The sequence below is a fragment of the Pseudemcibacter aquimaris genome (assembly GCF_028869115.1).
GTDB lineage: Bacteria > Pseudomonadota > Alphaproteobacteria > Sphingomonadales > Emcibacteraceae > Pseudemcibacter > Pseudemcibacter aquimaris.
Genome location: NZ_CP079800.1, coordinates 396,208 through 413,458 on the forward strand (window position 1 = coordinate 396,208; position 17,251 = coordinate 413,458).

The window sequence follows — 17,251 nt, forward strand, 5'->3', positions numbered from 1 at the left end:
TGTCCTTATTTAACCAGAATCCAATCTTTCATCTTATAAATAAGGGTATTCTGGGAATTCACAACCACTAAAACATTCCATTGGCCAGGAAGCGGCAAATCAACGGGTGCGCCGTAAAGGCCATTACCCATTGGGGCAAGGGTTACTTCCTGATCGTGGCCCTCAACAACGGCACGAATAAAAGTTGCTTTTACCTCTGATGGTGCAATGGCACTTTCCGGATAATCAATCTTTACTTCAAAACGCCCTGTTTGTGATTCGGGCTTGGTAACGATATCCATCGTCCAGCCCGACGCATTTTGCGTGCGGGCATTTTCCAGTTCATCATTATAATTAAGCCCTTTTACATATGAATCTTCGGTTTCAAGACCGGTCCATGTGTTCAGGGCAAAATAGGTCATAATGCCGTTCGCAGTGAAGACAACTAAGAAAAAGCCTACAAACCAGGCCAGAATGCGTTTCCCTGTATATGGTTTTGCTTGAGTGCTCATTATCTTGGTCCTTTAAAGGTGGTGGATTGAATGTCTTCTGCACCACTTTCAAGTTCTTTAATCTTGAAGGTCACATCCATACTGCTATCAACAACATTAGTAACAGGGGCAGAAACAAAAAACTTAAGCGATCTTAATTTATCACGTTCAACAGTGACGATCGGGTTTCCATTATCATCATACTCGTTAATGCCATCTGCGCGCAAATTGTAATTTTCAATGCCGCTAAAGGTGACGGAATATTTCTGGGTCGATGTTGATTTGTTCATAATCTTGATGGTGTAACCATTTCGTATATCACCAGACGAAAGCTGAACATATAATGGATTTCGGTCTCTTAAGATATTCACATCAAGCAGTGATCTGTTGAGTAACGCAAACAGCATGATGAAACCGACAACTGCCAAAATGATGCTGTAAATAATTGTGCGCGGTCTGATGATCCGAAATACATTTTCTTTACCTTCTTTGCGGCGTTCGAAATTTTTCAAACTATCATACGCGATCAGGCCTTCCGGGCGGCCGATTTTATTCATAATGCCGTTACAGGCATCAATACAAAGCGAACACTGGATACATTCAAGCTGCATTCCGTCACGAATATCAATACCCATTGGGCAGACAACAATACATTGGCGACATTGAACGCAGTCACCGCGCCCATCCCATGTTTCGTTTTTCTTATGTGGGCCGCGTGGTTCACCACGGTCATGTCTATACATTACCGCAAGGGTTTCTTCATCCATCATCACGGCTTGGATACGCGGCCATGGGCACATATAAGTACAAACTTGTTCACGGGCTAGTCCACCAAACACATATGTAAATGTGGCCAGTAATCCCATCCATAAGTATGCATCAAAAGATGCAGTATTGGTCATCAATTGCATGAACAATGTCGGCGCATCCGCAAAATAGAAAATCCATGCGCCACCAGTCATAAGCGCAATGATAACCCACACTGTATGCTTCATGACACGTTTTCTAATTTTGTCGAATGTCCAAGGGGCTTTGTCTAATCTAAGGCGAGCATTTCTTTCGCCTTCGAAAAAGCGTTCAACAACAAGGAATAAATCTGTCCAGATTGTTTGCGGGCAGGAATAACCACACCACATCCGTCCTGCGGTGGAAGTCACCAGGAAGAGGGCAATACCCCCCATAATCATTAGCCCCGTGACGTAATAAACTTCTTGTGGCCATATTTCGATAAAGAAGAAATAAAATCGGCGGCCTACAATATCGATCAAGATAGCTTGATCCGGCATTCCTTCACCGCGGTCCCATCTGATCCATGGGGCAATATAGTAAATACCAAGTGTGAATAGCATCATGAACCATTTGATGGTTCTAAACTTGCCTTTGGCGCGTTGTGGATGGATTTTCTTACGCGGTGCATAAAGAGAGCGTTCTTCCGCCTTGTTAACGGCTTCTACTTTTGCTCTTTTAATCTCACTTGCGTCAGCATTGGGAGTTTTGGCATTCATATCTTCATCTGCCATGATCATATACCCTGTTCTTTGTTTATCAGGGCCAGTATCCTCCCGTATACGGGCCCTGAATAAACAACATTAATAAACTATGTTATTCACCGCCCCCGAGTGAATGAACATAAATTGCAAGACTTTTGATGGTCGCATCATCAAGTCTTCCGTTCCAGGTCGGCATTACGCCGCCACGGCTATAGGAAACAATATCAACGATACTGTCGCGGTCTGTGACGTAAAGAGTAATGGCATCGGTTAGGTTTGGTGCACCTAATTCTCTCATGCCTTTACCGTCTTCGCCGTGACACATGGCGCAGTTATCCACAAAGATTTGTTGTCCTTCTGCGCTGGACGCGATTGATCCGTTTGATAGGCTTTCCACATAAGTGGCCACTTCGTTAATTTCTGCTTTTGTAAGCAGTTCATCACGAAGATATGCTGGCATATCATTGAAACGGGTGTCATCATGAATACCGCGGATACCGTAATTGATGGTATATTCGATATCATCGAGTGTACCACCCCAGATCCATTCATCGTCGTTAAGGTTAGGGTATCCAACAAAGCCTTGCGCCCCTGTACCGTGACATGGTGCACAGTTATCACCGAACGCAGCGCGTCCAGCTTCCATGGCAAATGTATTCAGGCTGCCATCATTTTTAATGTCTTCAATGGCCATTGTTGCCATTCTGTCTGAATACTGGCTTCTTTCCTGTTTAACTTGGGCCAATTCTTCATGAACACCATCGCGCAGTGTTTTACCGAAATAGCCCTTGTAATAATCGTTAATAAGCGGGATCGAAGGGTATAGGAACATATAGATAACACCCCATATGACTGTTACATAAAATGTATATACCCACCATCTTGGCATTGGGTTATTCAGTTCCTTAATGCCGTCCCATTCATGTCCAGTGGTGTCAACGCCACTAATTTCATCAATTTCTTTTTTATCTTCTGACATGATTATTCCTCATCCAGCGGACTTTGCGCCGCCTTATTGAATTTATCTTTGTTGGATGGCCATAGGGCATAACCAACCGCGATCACAAACATGCTCATCAGGAACACCAGTCCCCAGCTTTGAGCAAAACTTGATACGTCTTGATATGACATCTGGTCCTCCTATCGGTTGTTTTCGTTATCGTTATAGATTGAGAAATCTACGAGTGTGCCAAGCATTTGCAGATATGCAATCAAGGCATCCATTTCAGTGATCTGTGAAGGATCACCGTCGAAATCTCGCACCTGTGCGTTTGGATAACGTTCGATAAAGGCGTCATAACCATCAGAAAACTCATCAAGCTGCGCTTTAAGATCTGCTTCTGCATTTTCAACCATTTCATCAGTGTATGGAACACCGATCATTTGGTTTACCTTAAGATCATTCGCAATCAGCTTATACTTAAGTGGTGCAGTCGCAAGGAATGGATATCCTGGCATAATGGTTTCCGGAACAACTGAACTTGGTTTGATCAGATGTTCTTTATGCCATTCGTCAGAATATTTATTACCAACCCGTGCAAGATCAGGACCGTTACGCTTAGAACCCCAAAGTTGCGGATGATCATACATGCTTTCTGCGGCCAGTGAATAATGACCATAACGTTCCACTTCATCACGTGTTGAACGGATCATTTGCGAGTGACATGTATAACATCCCTCGCGAATGTAAACGTTACGCCCCGCAAGCTCAAGCGGTGTATAAGGACGCATGCCTTCCACTTTTTCAATTGTGTTTTCAAGATAGAATAATGGAACAATTTCCACCAATCCACCGACTGATATCATTACAAGAATACCGACTAGCAAGATGATAGGGTTTTTCTCGAAAATGGCGTGTTTGTTTAATAATTTCATTTTCTTGCTCCTACTCGCCTAACGCCTGTGCGGCAATTGCATTGTCAATATTTTCAGGTGATTTTTCGCCGGCAGTATGGCCAAGAATAGTGCGCCATAGGTTATAGCACATAATCAAGCTACCAACGATGAAGAGCAAGCCGCCAACAGCACGGATAATGAAGTATGGTTGCATCGCTGCCACAGTTTCCACAAATGAATATTCAAGGAAACCAAGGTCAGTGTAAGCACGCCACATTAATCCTTGCATGATACCGGAAACCCACATCGCACAGATGTAAAGTAGGATACCAACAGTGGAAATCCAGAAATGCCAGTTCACAAGTTTAAGTGAATATAGGCCTTTACGATTCCATAACCATGGAGTTAGACAGTACATAGCACCGAAGCTAACATACGCAACCCAGCCAAGTGCGCCTGAATGCACGTGACCAATGGTCCAGTCTGTATAATGGCTAAGGCCGTTCACTGCTTTAATAGACATAAGCGGACCTTCAAATGTACTCATACCGTAGAAGGCAACAGATACCACAAGCATTTTAAGAACCGGATCTGTTCTAAGTTTATCCCACGCACCGGAAAGGGTCATCAAACCGTTGATCATACCACCCCAAGATGGCATCCACAGCATGATTGAGAATGTCATGCCAAGTGTCTGTGCCCAATCAGGGAGTGCAGTGTAATGAAGATGGTGAGGACCAGCCCAAATATATAGGAAAATCAGTGACCAAAAGTGGATAATTGAAAGTCTATATGAAAAGACAGGGCGCTCAGCACGCTTTGGTACGAAATAATACATGATCGCAAGGAAACCAGCCGTTAAGAAGAAACCCACAGCGTTATGCGCATACCACCATTGTGTCAGTGCATCCTGAACACCGGCAAAGACAGTATAGCTTTTTGGTTCGAACCATGAAATCGGAATTGTTGCATTGTTCACAAGGTGAAGCATCGCAACAGTTACGATAAACGCAAGATAGAACCAGTTTGCAACATAGATATGCGGCTCTTTACGTTTATAGATAGTGCAAAGGAACACAAGAAGGTAAGCCACCCAGACAATAGTCAGCCAAAGGTCCACATACCATTCTGGTTCTGCATACTCTTTAGATTGGGTAATACCAAGAAGATATCCGGTTGCCGCCAACACAATAAAGAGCTGATAACCCCAGAACACAAACCATGGTGCAATTTCACCTGCAAGGCGTGCTTTACATGTTCTTTGTACGACATAGAATGATGTCGCCAAAAGCACGTTACCGCCAAAGGCAAAGATCACGGCGGACGTATGTAGCGGACGTAGGCGTCCGAAGTTTGTCCATGGCATATCAAAGTTTAATGCAGGAAAGGCTAGTTGCCAGGCTAGTACGTCGCCGACAACAAAACCAGCAATGCCCCAAAATGCAGAGGCAATAACACCATATTTCACAATAGTATTATTATAATATACGCCAGATGGTGACGGTTTATGCGTACCGTCATTAATGCGGCTGCCTAAATTGAAAATTGCAATAATACCAGCGAGAAATGCTGCCACTATTAATAAAGCGTGAAACTGAAAGGCGTCCGATGTTGTTTTACCAGCAGCAAGCACGGCAAATACAGCACCAAGCCCAAGCGCACCCGCAGTCAGTGACTGCGCGAGGCTGTTCACGGTAGGTGGATTGTGTTCATTGGTCATTTTTATACCCATTGGTTTTTAAGAGTAAAAAGTACTTTGTCTTAATACGGTAACTAAAACCGTAAATTTTTTCCACAAAAAGCGGAACAGTACACTGAGTAGGGTTTTTGCAATTTTAATTCTTTGACCTAGGTCAATTAACTCTAAATGTCGAAAATAATGCGATTGAATTCTTTAAATTATGAGAGTTTTTAAGGGTTTTTATATTGTATAAAATTGTATCTAATTTTTTACGTGGGATTCATACTTTATGTGTAAAGTAAAGATTATTGGGCAATTAGTAATGAGACTCGGGGGGGATTAGTATTTAGAGTAAAGGCGTATTAAAGTGGAGAATGAGAGAATGAGTAAGTATAAAGTAAAAAATGACTTTGCGTATAAACGTGAATTAGCACATCAATTAATCAGACGATTTGGAATCACAGCAGCCAGACAAACTTGTGTTCAAAATAAATGGGAAGAAGTTTTACAAGCCGTAAACATGGTTCGTTCCCATTCATAAAGAATACGATGTCGTTTTATAGTGCCACCTGATTGTAAGCTGGTGGTATTATGTAAGCTGGTGGTATTATAAAGTGATAATGTACCCAAGCCGGAAGTGCTTGGGACTTCCTATTGTTTCGCAATCCGCGAATCTCTTGTTTTAGAATCCTTCAAAAAAATAGAATTTATCTTAAAAACCGCAATATATGATCACAATTTGGTCAATTTATTGTGATAATTGCAGTATGAGAGCGATTTTACTATATGGTGAATTTTATATATAAAATAAAAGGTAAGTTGTTGATAGCAAATTACTTTGCTAGTTTCATAGGATCATGAACTTGGCTATTTCCTTTCGATAAATTGATATAAAATACGTTTTTTTTGATTTTGACCAAAAGCAGCTCTTGAAATTTGAATAGGTATTGAGGTAGTGTTTGCGCAGTCTGAGATAAAAGCTCTGGGAGGAGCTGTGACTGCCATGTTTATCTTGTCGAAAAAAATATACAAATTTAAGCGATAAGATAAGTATGGATATTGGTTTGGGAAAGCTAGTCAATATTATGATTAGAAAACCGAAATGAATTAACGTATAATTACTAAAGGGAATACGCAATTATGGGGCTTAAGGGAAATACATCGGGCGCATTGGGCGTTCAATCTAATTTATCTCTTGAACGAAATGTTGCCATTTCATTTTGTATTATTAATGCCACGGAATGTGGATTAACCATAACAACTCAAAAAAAGCTGTAGGAAGACGCATGATTAAGCATCGAGTAAGAACAGTTGTTCTTTCAGCCGTTGTTGCAGCAGGGGCCCTTTCAATGGGTACTGCGGCAATGGGGCAAACTACATTAAACGAAGTCCTTGAAGAAGGAATTTCAGCAAATGTACTTGCACAAGAATCACAAGCACGTGTTAACGAAATTGTGAGCGACACAGACAAGATTATCACTCAATACAAATCAGTACTTAAAACTGTAGACGGTCTAAAAGTGTATAACGCACAAATGGAACGTTCCATTGAACGCCAAATGCAGGCGATGGAAGAATTAAGTGAAAACATCAAAAACGTAACAGACGTTAAGCGTCAGGTAGAGCCTCTACTAGACCGTATGATTGACGGCCTTGAGCAATTTATCCGCAATGACCTTCCTTTCCAAATGGAAACACGCCTTGAAGGCCTTAACCGTGTTAAAGACCTAATGACAAACCCTGATGTTGATTCATCAGAGCGTTTCCGTTCTGTTTTCGAACTATATCAGATCGAAAGTGACTATGGTCGTGTATTCCAAAGCTATCAGCAAACAATGGAAGTAAACGGTCAAGAGCGTATCGTAGATATGCTAATGGTTGGTCGTGTTGCGCTTCTGTATCAAACAACTGATGGTACAGTTTCAGGTGCTTACAACAAAGAAACTAAACAGTTTGAAGTTGTTGACGAAGCAACTTACCGTAAATCGATTACATCAGCAATCCGCGTAGCTAACGCACAAGAAGCTGCTGACAAAATCCTGATTCTACCAATTTCTGCGCCGGAGAGAATGTAATGAGAAAATTTCTTAATGTTGTAATCGCTATTGCACTTAGCGGTTTTGCTTTCTCTGCAAACGCACAGGAAGCTGCTAATCTGGACGAGCTACTTGAAATTGTTCGTCAAGGTAAAGTGAATGAATCAGCTGAATTCCGTCAACGTGAACAGGAATTCCGTAACAACCAAGCTCAGCAACAGCAACTTCTTGCTGATGCAAACGCATCACAACGCGCTGAAGAGCGTCGCTCAGATCAACTAGAAGCACAATTTGCTGCTAACGATGATCAGCTAGCTGCTCTTGAGACAGAATTTACAAATGAACTTGGTGCTCTTAAAGAAGTGCTTGGTGTACTAACAATGGTTGCTGGTGATGCCCGTTCACAAATGGAACAATCACTAACAACAACTCAATTCGAAGGTCGTGACGAGTTCATTACTTCTCTTATTGAAAAAACATCATCAGGTACACAGCTTCCAAGCATCGAGGAAATCGAGCGTCTTTGGTTTGAAGTACAACGTGAAATGACTGAACAAGGTCGTGTTGTTACTTTTGATCGCTCAGTTAAAATGACTGACGGTTCTGAAGAAACTCTTCCTGTTACTCGTATTGGTGTGTTTAACATTGCTACAGCTGGTAAATACCTTAAATTCGAACAAGGTCTTGTTGCTGAACTAGATCGTCAACCTGAAGCACGTTTCGTTGAATCAACAGCGGCTCTTCAAGGTGCGTCATCAGGCGTTGCGCCATTTGGTGTTGACCCATCACGTGGTTCAATTCTTGCGCTACTTATTCAGGCTCCTAGCCTTCGTGAGCGTGTAGATTTTGGTGGTACAATTGGTTACTTGATTCTTGGCGTTGGTGCTATTGGTATCCTTCTTTGGATCGAGCGTGTAATTTACCTAACTGCTATTTCTGGTAAAGTTAAAGCACAAATCAAATCTGACGTTGTTAATGAAAACAACCCACTTGGACGTATTCTTGCTGTACATGAAGCAAACAAAGGTGCGGACGTTGAAACACTTGAACTTAAGATTGACGAAGCAATCTTGAAGGAAATGCCTCCTCTAGAGCGCTTCCTAACTATGATCAAGCTTATCTCAGCGATTGCTCCTCTGATGGGTCTACTTGGTACGGTGACTGGTATGATCAACACCTTCCAATCAATGACACTATTCGGTACAGGTGATCCAAAACTAATGGCTGGTGGTATTTCGCAGGCTCTTGTGACTACTGTTCTAGGTATTGTTGTTGCGCTTCCAACTCTATTCCTTCACTCAATCGTGAATGGTATGAGCCAACGCGTAGTGCATACTCTTGAAGAACAGAGTGCTGGCATTATTGCTGTTCACGCTGAACAGAATAAGGGAGCATAATCATGTACGCCCTAATAGATATCTTTGAACAAGTTCGCGACTTTATGGAAAAAGGGGGGCCTGTACTCGTCGTGATCTTCGTGGCTATCTTGGTATTATGGGCTATGGTTCTGGAACGTTTGATTTATTTTAAAACGGGTCATAACCGTCAAGTGAATGAAGTTATGGGTACATGGGAAGGGCGCGATGAGCGCACTTCCTGGTACGCACACAAAATTCGTGAGGCCATGATTAGTCAAATTACAATGGATCTACGCGGCTCTCTTGGACATATTAAAACACTCGTTGCTGTTATTCCTCTTATGGGACTACTTGGAACAGTGTGGGGTATGATCGAAGTGTTTGACGTACTTGCAGTACTTGGATCCGCTGACGTTAAAGCGATGTCAGCCGGTATTTCAAAAGCTACAATTCCTACAATGGCCGGAATGGTCGGCGCGCTTTCTGGCGTGTTCGCATCATCCTACATTGAAGGACGCGTTAATAAAGAAGCCGAGCTGGTCGAAGACCATTTAACAATGGATCATTAAGAAAGAAGAGATATGCGAAAACATTCCGCAAAAACTCAAGATGAAGCAGCGATTGATATGACGCCGATGCTCGACATCGTGTTTATCATGCTGATCTTCTTCATCGTTACCGCATCCTTCCTTAAGGAAGCCGGTATCGAGGTGAATCGCCCTGAAGGTAATTCAGGACGAGCACAGGAAAAAGCTAATATCATGATCGCGATTACTGCTGATGATGAAGTATGGATGGAAAAACGTCGTGTAGACGTACGTGCCGTTCGTGCGAACGTTGAACGCTTGAAAGCTGAGAACCCAGAGGGTACTATAGTGGTGCAGGCGGACCAAGATTCATCAACAGGTATCGTTGCAGATATTATGGATTCGCTTAACCAAGCAGGATTTACGGATCACGTTCTTGCAACTGACGTTAACTAACCTAAGGAGGCTATAATGATCGCACGTTATGCTATTTCTTTTACTTTTGCCGCGCTAATCACGTTCGGGCTATTCTTCGGAATGCAATGGCTTATCGCTATGAATAAGGTAGAGATTGGTGAAGAGGAAGAAAGAATTCGCGTCGAAATGGCTCAGGTTCGTGAAGTTCAGGAAGTTCGTGAAGTTGAACGTAAACCGGAAGCGCCGACTGAAGTTGAAGCAGCACCGGAAATTTCAATTGATATGTCATCATCAGTAGACAATGTTTCTGGTGTTGGTGTTGAAATTTCGGCAAACGCAATGGAAGCAGCACCAATTTCTACTGGAACTGGTGGTTTCTCAGCGTCTGACGGTGAATTTCTTCCGATCGTTCGTGTTAACCCGGCTTACCCAAGCCGCGCCGCTGAAAACGGTGTAGAAGGATATGTGCTTGTGGAATTCACAGTGCAACCTGATGGGTCAACTGCTGACGTAATCGTGATTGAATCAAGTCATAAAATGTTTGAAAGAAACGCTGTTCGCGCAGCGCAGAAATACAAATACAAACCTCGTGTGGTAGATGGTGAGCCAGTACCAGTTACAGGTATCCGTGTTCGTATTGAATTCAAACTTGAATAGTCAGGAAAGGATTAAATTATGAAAAAGATGAATAAAGTTTCAAAAGTCCTTTTAATGGCAACTGCTTTATCAACAGCGACAGTAATGTCATCAGCTGTTGTTCCAGCGGTAGCTGATCTGGCTGGAATTGAAGCTTCTGCTCAATCTAACCCACCTCTTGCTTCTCAGGCACGCGCTGATGCAGCAACTGCTGCAAGAGCAAACCGCCCGAAAATTAGGTCTACGACTGGTATCGGTGAACGCGCTGGTAAGTTTCTGAAGAAAGTTCAGGAAATTGCTTCAGGCGAGAATCCGGATTATCAGGAAATTCTTAATATCCTTGAAGGCGAGAGAATGGATAGGTTGAACCCTGCGGAACAACTTTCTGTTCACCAGTTTATGGCGATGGCGAAATCCAATATGGGTAACCTATCATCAGCACTTGTGAACTTTAAAGCAATTCTCGAGATGGATACAATTTCCAACACAATGAGAGATCAGGTGACCTTTAACGTTGGTCAGATTGAATTCTCAGAAGGAAATTATGATGTTGCACTTCAATATCTTTATGAGTGGCTGCAATATCAACCAACGCCATCAATCACACAGATTGTAACATTTGCGAACCTTCACTATACAATTGGTATTAGTGATGGCATTGCTAAGGCCGATGCTGAAAGTAATTTCAGAACGGCAGCTGAATTCCTTCATTGGGCGATTGATAAATCAAAAGCCGAAGGTAAGGAAGACAAAGAAGAATGGTATGGTATTCTTCGCGCAATTTATAACAGTCTGGAAGATATCGACAAAGCCGTTGAGTACACAGAACTTCTTGCTGTACGCTGGCCGAAAAAAGATTACTGGACACAGTTGTCTGGTCTTTATGCACAGAAAGCTTCTGCTGAAGGTTTAACCGAAGAGCAAGCTTTTGAGTATGAAAAAAGACAGATGGTTGCGTTTGAGCTTCTTTATCGTCAGGGGCTATTAGAATCAGGTCGTGAACTTGAATCAATGGCACAGCTTTATCTTTATCACGAAGCTGCTTACCAATCGACTAAGGTTATGAAGAACTCTTTAGATGCTGGAACGTCAGAAGAAAACTTTAAAAACCTTAATCTTCTTTCGATCGGTCTGTTGAACAGTAAAGATTATGAAGATTCAGTTGAACCTCTAAGAAAAACTGCTGAGCTTGCTGATGATGGTAATATGTACATCCAGCTTGCTAATATTCTTCTAAATCTTGATAGATATGAAGAAGCAACAGCAGCAATTGATATGGGCATTGAAAAAGGTGGCGTACGTCGTGAAGACCAAAGCCGTCTGCTTCAAGGTCAAGCATATCTAAGCCTTGAAATGTTTGATAAAGCACGTGAATCATTCCGTGAAGCGGCTAAGGACGACAGATCAAGACGTAATGCAAATCAGCTTCTTAGATATACTGATGCAGAAGAAAAGCGTATCAATGATATTAAAGAATATCTTTCTTAATATCTGAAGAAAAATACTTTTGAAAGCAGGGTTAAATGCCCTGCTTTTAAGAACAGTAACCTATCTTGACTATTAAATAGATATGTTACTTTATAAAAAATATCTATGTGATTAAATGAACAAACGCCAATTTAGGCGATATCAGTTTTTCATGAATATTCTGTTCTGGGAAAATTGATAAGAGTTAAATGTTCAATATTAGTGAACATAAAAGGAAGGAAAGAACAGAATATGCGTAAAAAACATTCAAAAGGCCAAGAAGATGCCGACATTGATATGACACCGATGCTTGACATTGTGTTTATTATGTTGATCTTTTTCATTGTGACGGCATCTTTCCTGAAAGAAGCAGGAATTGACGTGAACCGTCCAGAAGGTGGTGCGCCACCTGATAGCCCAGAAGATTCACAAAATATTATGATCCTGGTTACAGCAGAAGACGAAGTATGGATGGAAGCTCGCCAAATCGATGTTCGTGCAGTTCGCGCGAACGTGGAACGCCTTAAAGCAGAAAATCCAGATGGTGCAATCGTTGTTCAAGCTGAAAGAGATTCGTCAACAGGTGTTATTGCCCGTATTTTGGACTCTTTGAATATGGCTGGATTTAGAGATCACGTGCTTGCAACGTCAGATTAAATACATATAAATTCATTTTCATATGAGTAGATGGATAATTAAAAAGCAGGGTTTTTGACCCTGCTTTTTTTATGGGGGTTTTGCACCCTTGACTCAAAATTAGTAATGTTATACTATTACATTAATGCTTTAATATAAAGCAGATGCCCAAGTGGGACGTCCCTTTGCTTGGTTGTAACTTGAAAACGGGGATACCGGTTATCATGTCACGACTAAGGTCAGGCTATAGCAAATAGAAACTGATTGAAAAAGGAGACTAACCATGATTTCAAGATATTTTATATCCTTCAACTTAGCTGCATTGATCACAATCTCGCTATTTTTTGCGATGAATTTGTTGATTAGTAACGGTGAGACGGTGTTGGTTGAAAAGGAAAACACAGTACCAATAATATTTATTAAACCTAGAGAAGTAGAAGAAACCAAAACGAGGGAGCGTATGCCTGAAGAACCTATCGTTGAACTAATACCAGAAGTTAACATTCCTTTAGTTCCTGGTGATACAACTAATGTAATTCCCACAGGAGGGGAAATCGTAATAGTTGACCCAGTAGTAACACATAAGAAAAATCCAACTGGTTTTGACATTGAAGGTGGACACACACCAATCGTAAGAGTAGCGCCGCAATATCCCACGAATATGGCCTCGAAAGGGATCGAAGGTTATGTAAAAGTAAGCTTTACAATCACTGTTAACGGCAGTGTTAAAGATGCAACTGTTATTGAAAGTAGCCACCGGGGCTTTGAAAGAAACGCATTGCGAGCCGTTGAAAAATTCAAATATAAACCCAAAGTGGTTGATGGTGTCGCTGTACCAGTTACGGGAATGACAACGACATTAGAATTTAAATTGGAAAAATAATCCTTCGGGGCGCAATTTAAACTGCGCCCCAAATTTCAAGCCCCCAAATTGAACTGTTCCTTGATTGATAAAGTGAATTGCTTTATCGTGAGTTCATTGATTTTAAATCTTTTTTTGTCTGAATAACGCGACAAACGGGGCTGTTGATGAATTTCGCAACACATGTCATTTTATTAATCGGTAATTTAATCATATCGACTTTTGCATCGATGATGACATTAAGTAGTTATCCTGAACTTGGAAACTTTGCTTCCTTAATTGTTGGCGGCTGTGTCTTTTTACTGGGCGGGCAAATTCATCTAATCTATGTTCTGCGTCAAACCAAAGAAGACCTGCAGGCGCGTTTACTGGCGCTGCATCAGGACAATCAGGTTTATCTTGATCGTATCGAAGAACTGTCTCATGAAGCGGATAGTTTGAAAGAGCATGTTAATACACTTGATAAGGGCGATAACAAAGAAATTGTTAATGAAATGCGCCTGTTGCAAACGCTGTTAAATCAGGTTGTTGAAAAGTCTGGAAAATCATTTTCTAAGGCACTTAAAACACCGAAAACAGATGACTATGCACAGGGAATAGAGCGTGAGGCAGATGAAATCCTGAATGTGATGCATTATGCGCTCGAAGATAACCGTATTGATTTATATCTTCAGCCAATTGTATCACTTCCATCCCGTAAAACTGTTCACTATGAAGCATACTCAAGGGTAAGAGATGATAAGGGGGAGGTAATCTTCCCTTCACAATATATCAAACTAGCGGAAGACTCCGGACTGGTGAGCACACTTGATAATTTACTGCTGTTCCGCTGTATTCAAGTGATCCGCCGTCTTGGCGCGCGTCGTCCGAATATGCGCTTCTTCTGTAACATTTCATCGGTGTCACTGAATGATAAGGACTTCTTCCCGCAATTCGTTGATTTCATGTTGGATAATCAGGAACTGGCAGACCGCCTTGTGTTTGAATTTACACAGCAAGATGTCATGAGACAGTCCAATGACGTTTGGCAATCACTCGGAAGTTTGGGGCGTAAAGGCTTTAGTTTCTCAATGGATAATGTGGATGTTCTTAATCATGATATCGCTAATCTGGCAGGACGTTATTTCCGTTATGTGAAAATTAAACCGGATTTATTCCTTGATGATAAGCTTGATATAGATCGACGTGACTTGAAAGAAGCATACGCCCGTTATGAGATTGAGCTTATTATTGAAAAAATCGAACAGGATGACATGCTTGTTGAAATACTTGAATGTGGTATTGAGCGTGGACAAGGATACCTGTTTGGCGAGCCAGTTCTAAGCAGTGATATCACCAGCAAGTTATAAAAAAAGGCGCGCTTTAAATTAAAGCACGCCTTTTGTGAATTCTTCTATTAGATATTAGCCAAATAAACTATCAATATCGTTTTGAGAGGTTTCTTCTTTCTTCTCAATATCATCTTCTGAAGTTTCTTCAGCATCATCAGCAGATGCTTCTGGTGCTTCATCAAAATCGCCGCCAATAAGGGCGTCAACATCACCTTGGTCGATACCTTCGCCGGCTAAAGCTGGGCCATTTAATAGATCTTCATCTGATGCTTCTTCGCTAAGTTCACCTGTTTCTGGATCAATGATTGGCTTGGTGCCTTGACCACCTGCCGCGCCTTCTGCGATACCAAGAATAGTAATTAGCTTACCAACACGATCTTCAACATGGTTTAGTGTTTTAACCACCTTGCTGATGCGTTGTCCGGTAATATCCTGGAACGAGCATGCTTCGAATATTTTCATCACTTCGTCATTGATGTGAGCTTTATATTCATCAAAATCATCAGAATCGAAGCTCATTAAATCTTCGGCTGCCTGCATGATTGTATCTGTTGCTGATTCTGTTGCCTCAACAATCGCATCCAGTTCTTGTCCCGCACGCGGGATTCCTGCACTATCCGCATGATCTGGGGATAATGATGAAATTTCTGCGCGCGCATCTTCGATATAATCTGCGAGGTCCTGACACTCTTTATAAAGCGTCAGGTCAATAGACTTGAAATAACTTTCAAGCGAACGCATAAGAATTTCTGTAACCGCCGCTACATCCGGTAATGCAATAGGAAGATGATCGCCGGCCCGTAATCGATCGACAAGTGGTCCAATATGGTCTGGCAATAATCCTGATGACATTAAAATTCTCCAAGCACGCTACTAAGCTTTGCTTTCAATGTGGCTGCGTTAAATGGCTTAACGATGTAATTGTTAACGCCTGCTTTTTTCGCAGCAATAACGTTATCCGTTTTTGATTCGGCAGTGACCATGATAAACGGCAGTGATTTAAGCATGTCATCTGCACGCACTTCTTTAAGAAGTTCATAACCAGTCATTGGTTCCATATTCCAGTCGGAAATGATCAAATCATAATTTTTTGTACGTAACTTGTTTAGCGCTTCCGCGCCATCTGTGGCTTCGTCAACATTGTGAAAGCCAAGTTGCTTTAGCAAATTACGAATAATTCTTAGCATTGTTTTATAGTCATCTACGATCAAGATGGATAATGACATATCTACGGCCATTTTTTTCCCTGTCCTTATTTATGGTTAAAAAAATTATCTTTGCTGAATAAAATTTGCCAGCGAATGATTTCAACTTATCGCTAGAGCCTAAAAAAAGGGTTAATAGAATGGTTAATCAGGCAATTTTTGTAAAAAAAACATAAAATTTGTTCAAAAAACCCTATAAAAATGACTGTAATAATTGATTTATTTGCACTAGGGTGAGTAAATAATATCGTTTTTTCGCTTAAACTACAACTTATTTGGCCTAAAGTAATGCTCCATGAAAATATTCAGACACATTGATTCTTTCCCTGAAGAATGCAGAGGATCCGTCATTGTACTTGGAAATTTTGATGGTTTTCATAAAGGTCATCAAAAAGTAATCGGCCAAGCGGGAAAGATCGCCCATGAAATGGGGACCACTCTTTCTGTCTTAAGTATGGAACCGCATCCAAGGATGTTTTTTAATCCAGAACAGCGTGAATTCAGACTAACATCATTTAGAACAAAGGCGCACTTGTTGCAGGAATTCGGGGTTGACCATTTTATTGTACTGCCGTTTGATAAAGAGCTCGCAACCATGAAAGCACAGGATTTTGTGCTTGATGTGCTTGTGAAAAATATCGGGGCGATACATGTTGTTGTTGGTTATGATTATTGTTTCGGCGCCGGTAGAAGCGGCGGTGTAAATGTGCTTGGCTGGTTATCCAAAGAAGAACAATTCGGATTAACCGTTGTCGAAAAAGTCATGGAAGATGATCATACTTATTCTTCAAGCAATATTCGCGCAACACTTGAATTGGGCGATGTGCGTAAAGTGGCCGATAGGCTTGGTCATTGGTGGCATGTGGAAGGGCACGTTAGAAAAGGGGACCAGCGTGGCCGTACCATCGATTTCCCAACGGCAAATTTATTGATGGATGGCTATATTGAACCAAAGTATGGCGTTTATGCTGTAAGGGTTATTATTGAGGCCGGAGACCATAAAGGAACATGGAAGGCAATCGCAAATGTTGGCAGGCGTCCAACGTTTAATAAAGAAGACATACTTCTTGAAAGCCATATTTTCGATTTTCAAGGCGATATTTATGAACAACCAGTGAAGGTTGAATTTGTTGATTTCATCAGGCCGGAAATGAAATTTGACGGTCTTGAAAAATTACGTGAACAAATTGAAAAAGATTGCCTGATCGCAAGAGAAATCCTAGATAGACAAGAAAATCAGCAATCATTTATCCCAGCACCAGCATTAAGCGATCATATATAGTTAAATATCGCAAAATA

19 protein-coding genes are annotated in these 17,251 nt (G+C 41.4%); 11 read left to right on the forward strand and 8 right to left on the reverse strand.

Annotated elements, in window-relative coordinates:
* Positions 1-5: 5 nt before the first annotated feature.
* From KW060_RS01895 to ccoN, 6 genes are all read right to left on the reverse strand, one after another.
* A complete protein-coding gene (locus KW060_RS01895) occupies positions 6-491 on the reverse strand; it encodes a FixH family protein (RefSeq protein WP_249036784.1) in 486 nt (161 codons plus the stop codon).
* Entirely contained in the window at positions 491-1,990 is a 1,500-nt protein-coding gene (gene ccoG / locus KW060_RS01900) for a cytochrome c oxidase accessory protein CcoG (protein WP_249036785.1), read from the reverse strand. The genes KW060_RS01895 and ccoG overlap by 1 nt, the downstream gene beginning before the upstream one ends.
* A gap of 82 nt (positions 1,991-2,072) precedes the next feature.
* Positions 2,073-2,939 carry a cytochrome-c oxidase, cbb3-type subunit III gene (ccoP, locus tag KW060_RS01905; protein ID WP_249036786.1) on the reverse strand — a complete coding sequence of 289 codons (867 nt, stop codon included), beginning with the start codon at positions 2,937-2,939 and terminating at the stop codon, positions 2,073-2,075.
* A 2-nt stretch (positions 2,940-2,941) separates the two neighbouring features.
* Positions 2,942-3,091, reverse strand: a complete 150-nt coding sequence (locus KW060_RS01910) for a cbb3-type cytochrome c oxidase subunit 3 (protein WP_249036787.1) — start codon at positions 3,089-3,091, stop codon at positions 2,942-2,944.
* A 9-nt stretch (positions 3,092-3,100) separates the two neighbouring features.
* Positions 3,101-3,835 carry a cytochrome-c oxidase, cbb3-type subunit II gene (gene ccoO, locus KW060_RS01915; protein WP_249036788.1) on the reverse strand — a complete coding sequence of 245 codons (735 nt, stop codon included), beginning with the start codon at positions 3,833-3,835 and terminating at the stop codon, positions 3,101-3,103.
* Positions 3,836-3,845: 10 nt separating this feature from the next.
* Positions 3,846-5,516 carry a cytochrome-c oxidase, cbb3-type subunit I gene (gene ccoN, locus KW060_RS01920; RefSeq protein ID WP_249036789.1) on the reverse strand — a complete coding sequence of 557 codons (1,671 nt, stop codon included), beginning with the start codon at positions 5,514-5,516 and terminating at the stop codon, positions 3,846-3,848.
* Between the two features lie 343 nt (positions 5,517-5,859).
* Between ccoN and KW060_RS01925 the strand changes: the two genes are divergently transcribed.
* The 10 genes from KW060_RS01925 (at position 5,860) to KW060_RS01970 (ending at position 14,765) form a co-directional block, all read left to right on the forward strand.
* On the forward strand, positions 5,860-6,018 hold the full coding sequence (locus tag KW060_RS01925) for a hypothetical protein (protein WP_249036790.1): 159 nt from the start codon (positions 5,860-5,862) through the stop codon (positions 6,016-6,018).
* 745 nt (positions 6,019-6,763) lie between these two features.
* Positions 6,764-7,552: a DUF3450 domain-containing protein gene (locus KW060_RS01930; protein WP_249036791.1), complete on the forward strand. Its 789-nt coding sequence runs from the start codon at positions 6,764-6,766 to the stop codon at positions 7,550-7,552.
* On the forward strand, positions 7,552-8,910 hold the full coding sequence (locus KW060_RS01935) for a MotA/TolQ/ExbB proton channel family protein (RefSeq protein ID WP_249036792.1): 1,359 nt from the start codon (positions 7,552-7,554) through the stop codon (positions 8,908-8,910). The genes KW060_RS01930 and KW060_RS01935 overlap by 1 nt, the downstream gene beginning before the upstream one ends.
* A 2-nt stretch (positions 8,911-8,912) precedes the next feature.
* Complete coding sequence (locus KW060_RS01940; RefSeq protein WP_249036793.1) at positions 8,913-9,440, forward strand: MotA/TolQ/ExbB proton channel family protein; 528 nt, start codon at positions 8,913-8,915, stop codon at positions 9,438-9,440.
* A 12-nt stretch (positions 9,441-9,452) separates the two neighbouring features.
* Positions 9,453-9,854 carry an ExbD/TolR family protein gene (locus tag KW060_RS01945; RefSeq protein ID WP_249036794.1) on the forward strand — a complete coding sequence of 134 codons (402 nt, stop codon included), beginning with the start codon at positions 9,453-9,455 and terminating at the stop codon, positions 9,852-9,854.
* Positions 9,855-9,869: 15 nt separating this feature from the next.
* On the forward strand, positions 9,870-10,472 hold the full coding sequence (locus KW060_RS01950) for an energy transducer TonB (RefSeq protein WP_249036795.1): 603 nt from the start codon (positions 9,870-9,872) through the stop codon (positions 10,470-10,472).
* Between the two features lie 18 nt (positions 10,473-10,490).
* Complete coding sequence (locus tag KW060_RS01955; protein ID WP_249036796.1) at positions 10,491-11,939, forward strand: tetratricopeptide repeat protein; 1,449 nt, start codon at positions 10,491-10,493, stop codon at positions 11,937-11,939.
* 231 nt (positions 11,940-12,170) lie between these two features.
* Positions 12,171-12,575, forward strand: coding sequence for an ExbD/TolR family protein (locus KW060_RS01960; RefSeq protein WP_249036797.1), 405 nt, complete (start codon positions 12,171-12,173; stop codon positions 12,573-12,575).
* Positions 12,576-12,837: 262 nt separating this feature from the next.
* Complete coding sequence (locus KW060_RS01965) at positions 12,838-13,437, forward strand: energy transducer TonB (RefSeq protein ID WP_249036798.1); 600 nt, start codon at positions 12,838-12,840, stop codon at positions 13,435-13,437.
* A gap of 146 nt (positions 13,438-13,583) precedes the next feature.
* A complete protein-coding gene (locus tag KW060_RS01970; RefSeq protein WP_249036799.1) occupies positions 13,584-14,765 on the forward strand; it encodes an EAL domain-containing protein in 1,182 nt (393 codons plus the stop codon).
* Between the two features lie 54 nt (positions 14,766-14,819).
* On the opposite strand, the gene KW060_RS01975 is transcribed toward KW060_RS01970, so the two are convergent.
* Together KW060_RS01975 and KW060_RS01980 are read right to left on the reverse strand one after the other, a co-directional pair.
* On the reverse strand, positions 14,820-15,599 hold the full coding sequence (locus KW060_RS01975; protein ID WP_249036800.1) for a protein phosphatase CheZ: 780 nt from the start codon (positions 15,597-15,599) through the stop codon (positions 14,820-14,822).
* Positions 15,599-15,985 (reverse strand): response regulator, encoded by a 387-nt coding sequence (locus KW060_RS01980; protein WP_249036801.1) that lies wholly within the window; start codon positions 15,983-15,985, stop codon positions 15,599-15,601. Before KW060_RS01980 ends, KW060_RS01975 begins: the two co-directional genes overlap by 1 nt.
* Before the next feature lie 262 nt (positions 15,986-16,247).
* On the opposite strand from KW060_RS01980, the gene KW060_RS01985 reads away from it, so the two are divergent.
* Positions 16,248-17,234: a bifunctional riboflavin kinase/FAD synthetase gene (locus KW060_RS01985; RefSeq protein ID WP_249036802.1), complete on the forward strand. Its 987-nt coding sequence runs from the start codon at positions 16,248-16,250 to the stop codon at positions 17,232-17,234.
* Positions 17,235-17,251 lie beyond the last annotated feature (17 nt).

Excerpts from the sequence above, each read along its gene's own strand:
- KW060_RS01895 (WP_249036784.1), bottom strand. The coding sequence starts at position 491 with ATGAGCACTCAAGCAAAACCATATACAGGGAAACGCATTCTGGCCTGG.
- ccoG (WP_249036785.1), bottom strand. The coding sequence starts at position 1,990 with ATGGCAGATGAAGATATGAATGCCAAAACTCCCAATGCTGACGCAAGT.
- ccoP (WP_249036786.1), bottom strand. The coding sequence starts at position 2,939 with ATGTCAGAAGATAAAAAAGAAATTGATGAAATTAGTGGCGTTGACACC.
- KW060_RS01910 (WP_249036787.1), bottom strand. The coding sequence starts at position 3,091 with ATGTCATATCAAGACGTATCAAGTTTTGCTCAAAGCTGGGGACTGGTG.
- ccoO (WP_249036788.1), bottom strand. The coding sequence starts at position 3,835 with ATGAAATTATTAAACAAACACGCCATTTTCGAGAAAAACCCTATCATC.
- ccoN (WP_249036789.1), bottom strand. The coding sequence starts at position 5,516 with ATGACCAATGAACACAATCCACCTACCGTGAACAGCCTCGCGCAGTCA.
- KW060_RS01925 (WP_249036790.1), top strand. The coding sequence starts at position 5,860 with ATGAGTAAGTATAAAGTAAAAAATGACTTTGCGTATAAACGTGAATTA.
- KW060_RS01930 (WP_249036791.1), top strand. The coding sequence starts at position 6,764 with ATGATTAAGCATCGAGTAAGAACAGTTGTTCTTTCAGCCGTTGTTGCA.
- KW060_RS01935 (WP_249036792.1), top strand. The coding sequence starts at position 7,552 with ATGAGAAAATTTCTTAATGTTGTAATCGCTATTGCACTTAGCGGTTTT.
- KW060_RS01940 (WP_249036793.1), top strand. The coding sequence starts at position 8,913 with ATGTACGCCCTAATAGATATCTTTGAACAAGTTCGCGACTTTATGGAA.
- KW060_RS01945 (WP_249036794.1), top strand. The coding sequence starts at position 9,453 with ATGCGAAAACATTCCGCAAAAACTCAAGATGAAGCAGCGATTGATATG.
- KW060_RS01950 (WP_249036795.1), top strand. The coding sequence starts at position 9,870 with ATGATCGCACGTTATGCTATTTCTTTTACTTTTGCCGCGCTAATCACG.
- KW060_RS01955 (WP_249036796.1), top strand. The coding sequence starts at position 10,491 with ATGAAAAAGATGAATAAAGTTTCAAAAGTCCTTTTAATGGCAACTGCT.
- KW060_RS01960 (WP_249036797.1), top strand. The coding sequence starts at position 12,171 with ATGCGTAAAAAACATTCAAAAGGCCAAGAAGATGCCGACATTGATATG.
- KW060_RS01965 (WP_249036798.1), top strand. The coding sequence starts at position 12,838 with ATGATTTCAAGATATTTTATATCCTTCAACTTAGCTGCATTGATCACA.
- KW060_RS01970 (WP_249036799.1), top strand. The coding sequence starts at position 13,584 with ATGAATTTCGCAACACATGTCATTTTATTAATCGGTAATTTAATCATA.
- KW060_RS01975 (WP_249036800.1), bottom strand. The coding sequence starts at position 15,599 with ATGTCATCAGGATTATTGCCAGACCATATTGGACCACTTGTCGATCGA.
- KW060_RS01980 (WP_249036801.1), bottom strand. The coding sequence starts at position 15,985 with ATGGCCGTAGATATGTCATTATCCATCTTGATCGTAGATGACTATAAA.
- KW060_RS01985 (WP_249036802.1), top strand. The coding sequence starts at position 16,248 with ATGAAAATATTCAGACACATTGATTCTTTCCCTGAAGAATGCAGAGGA.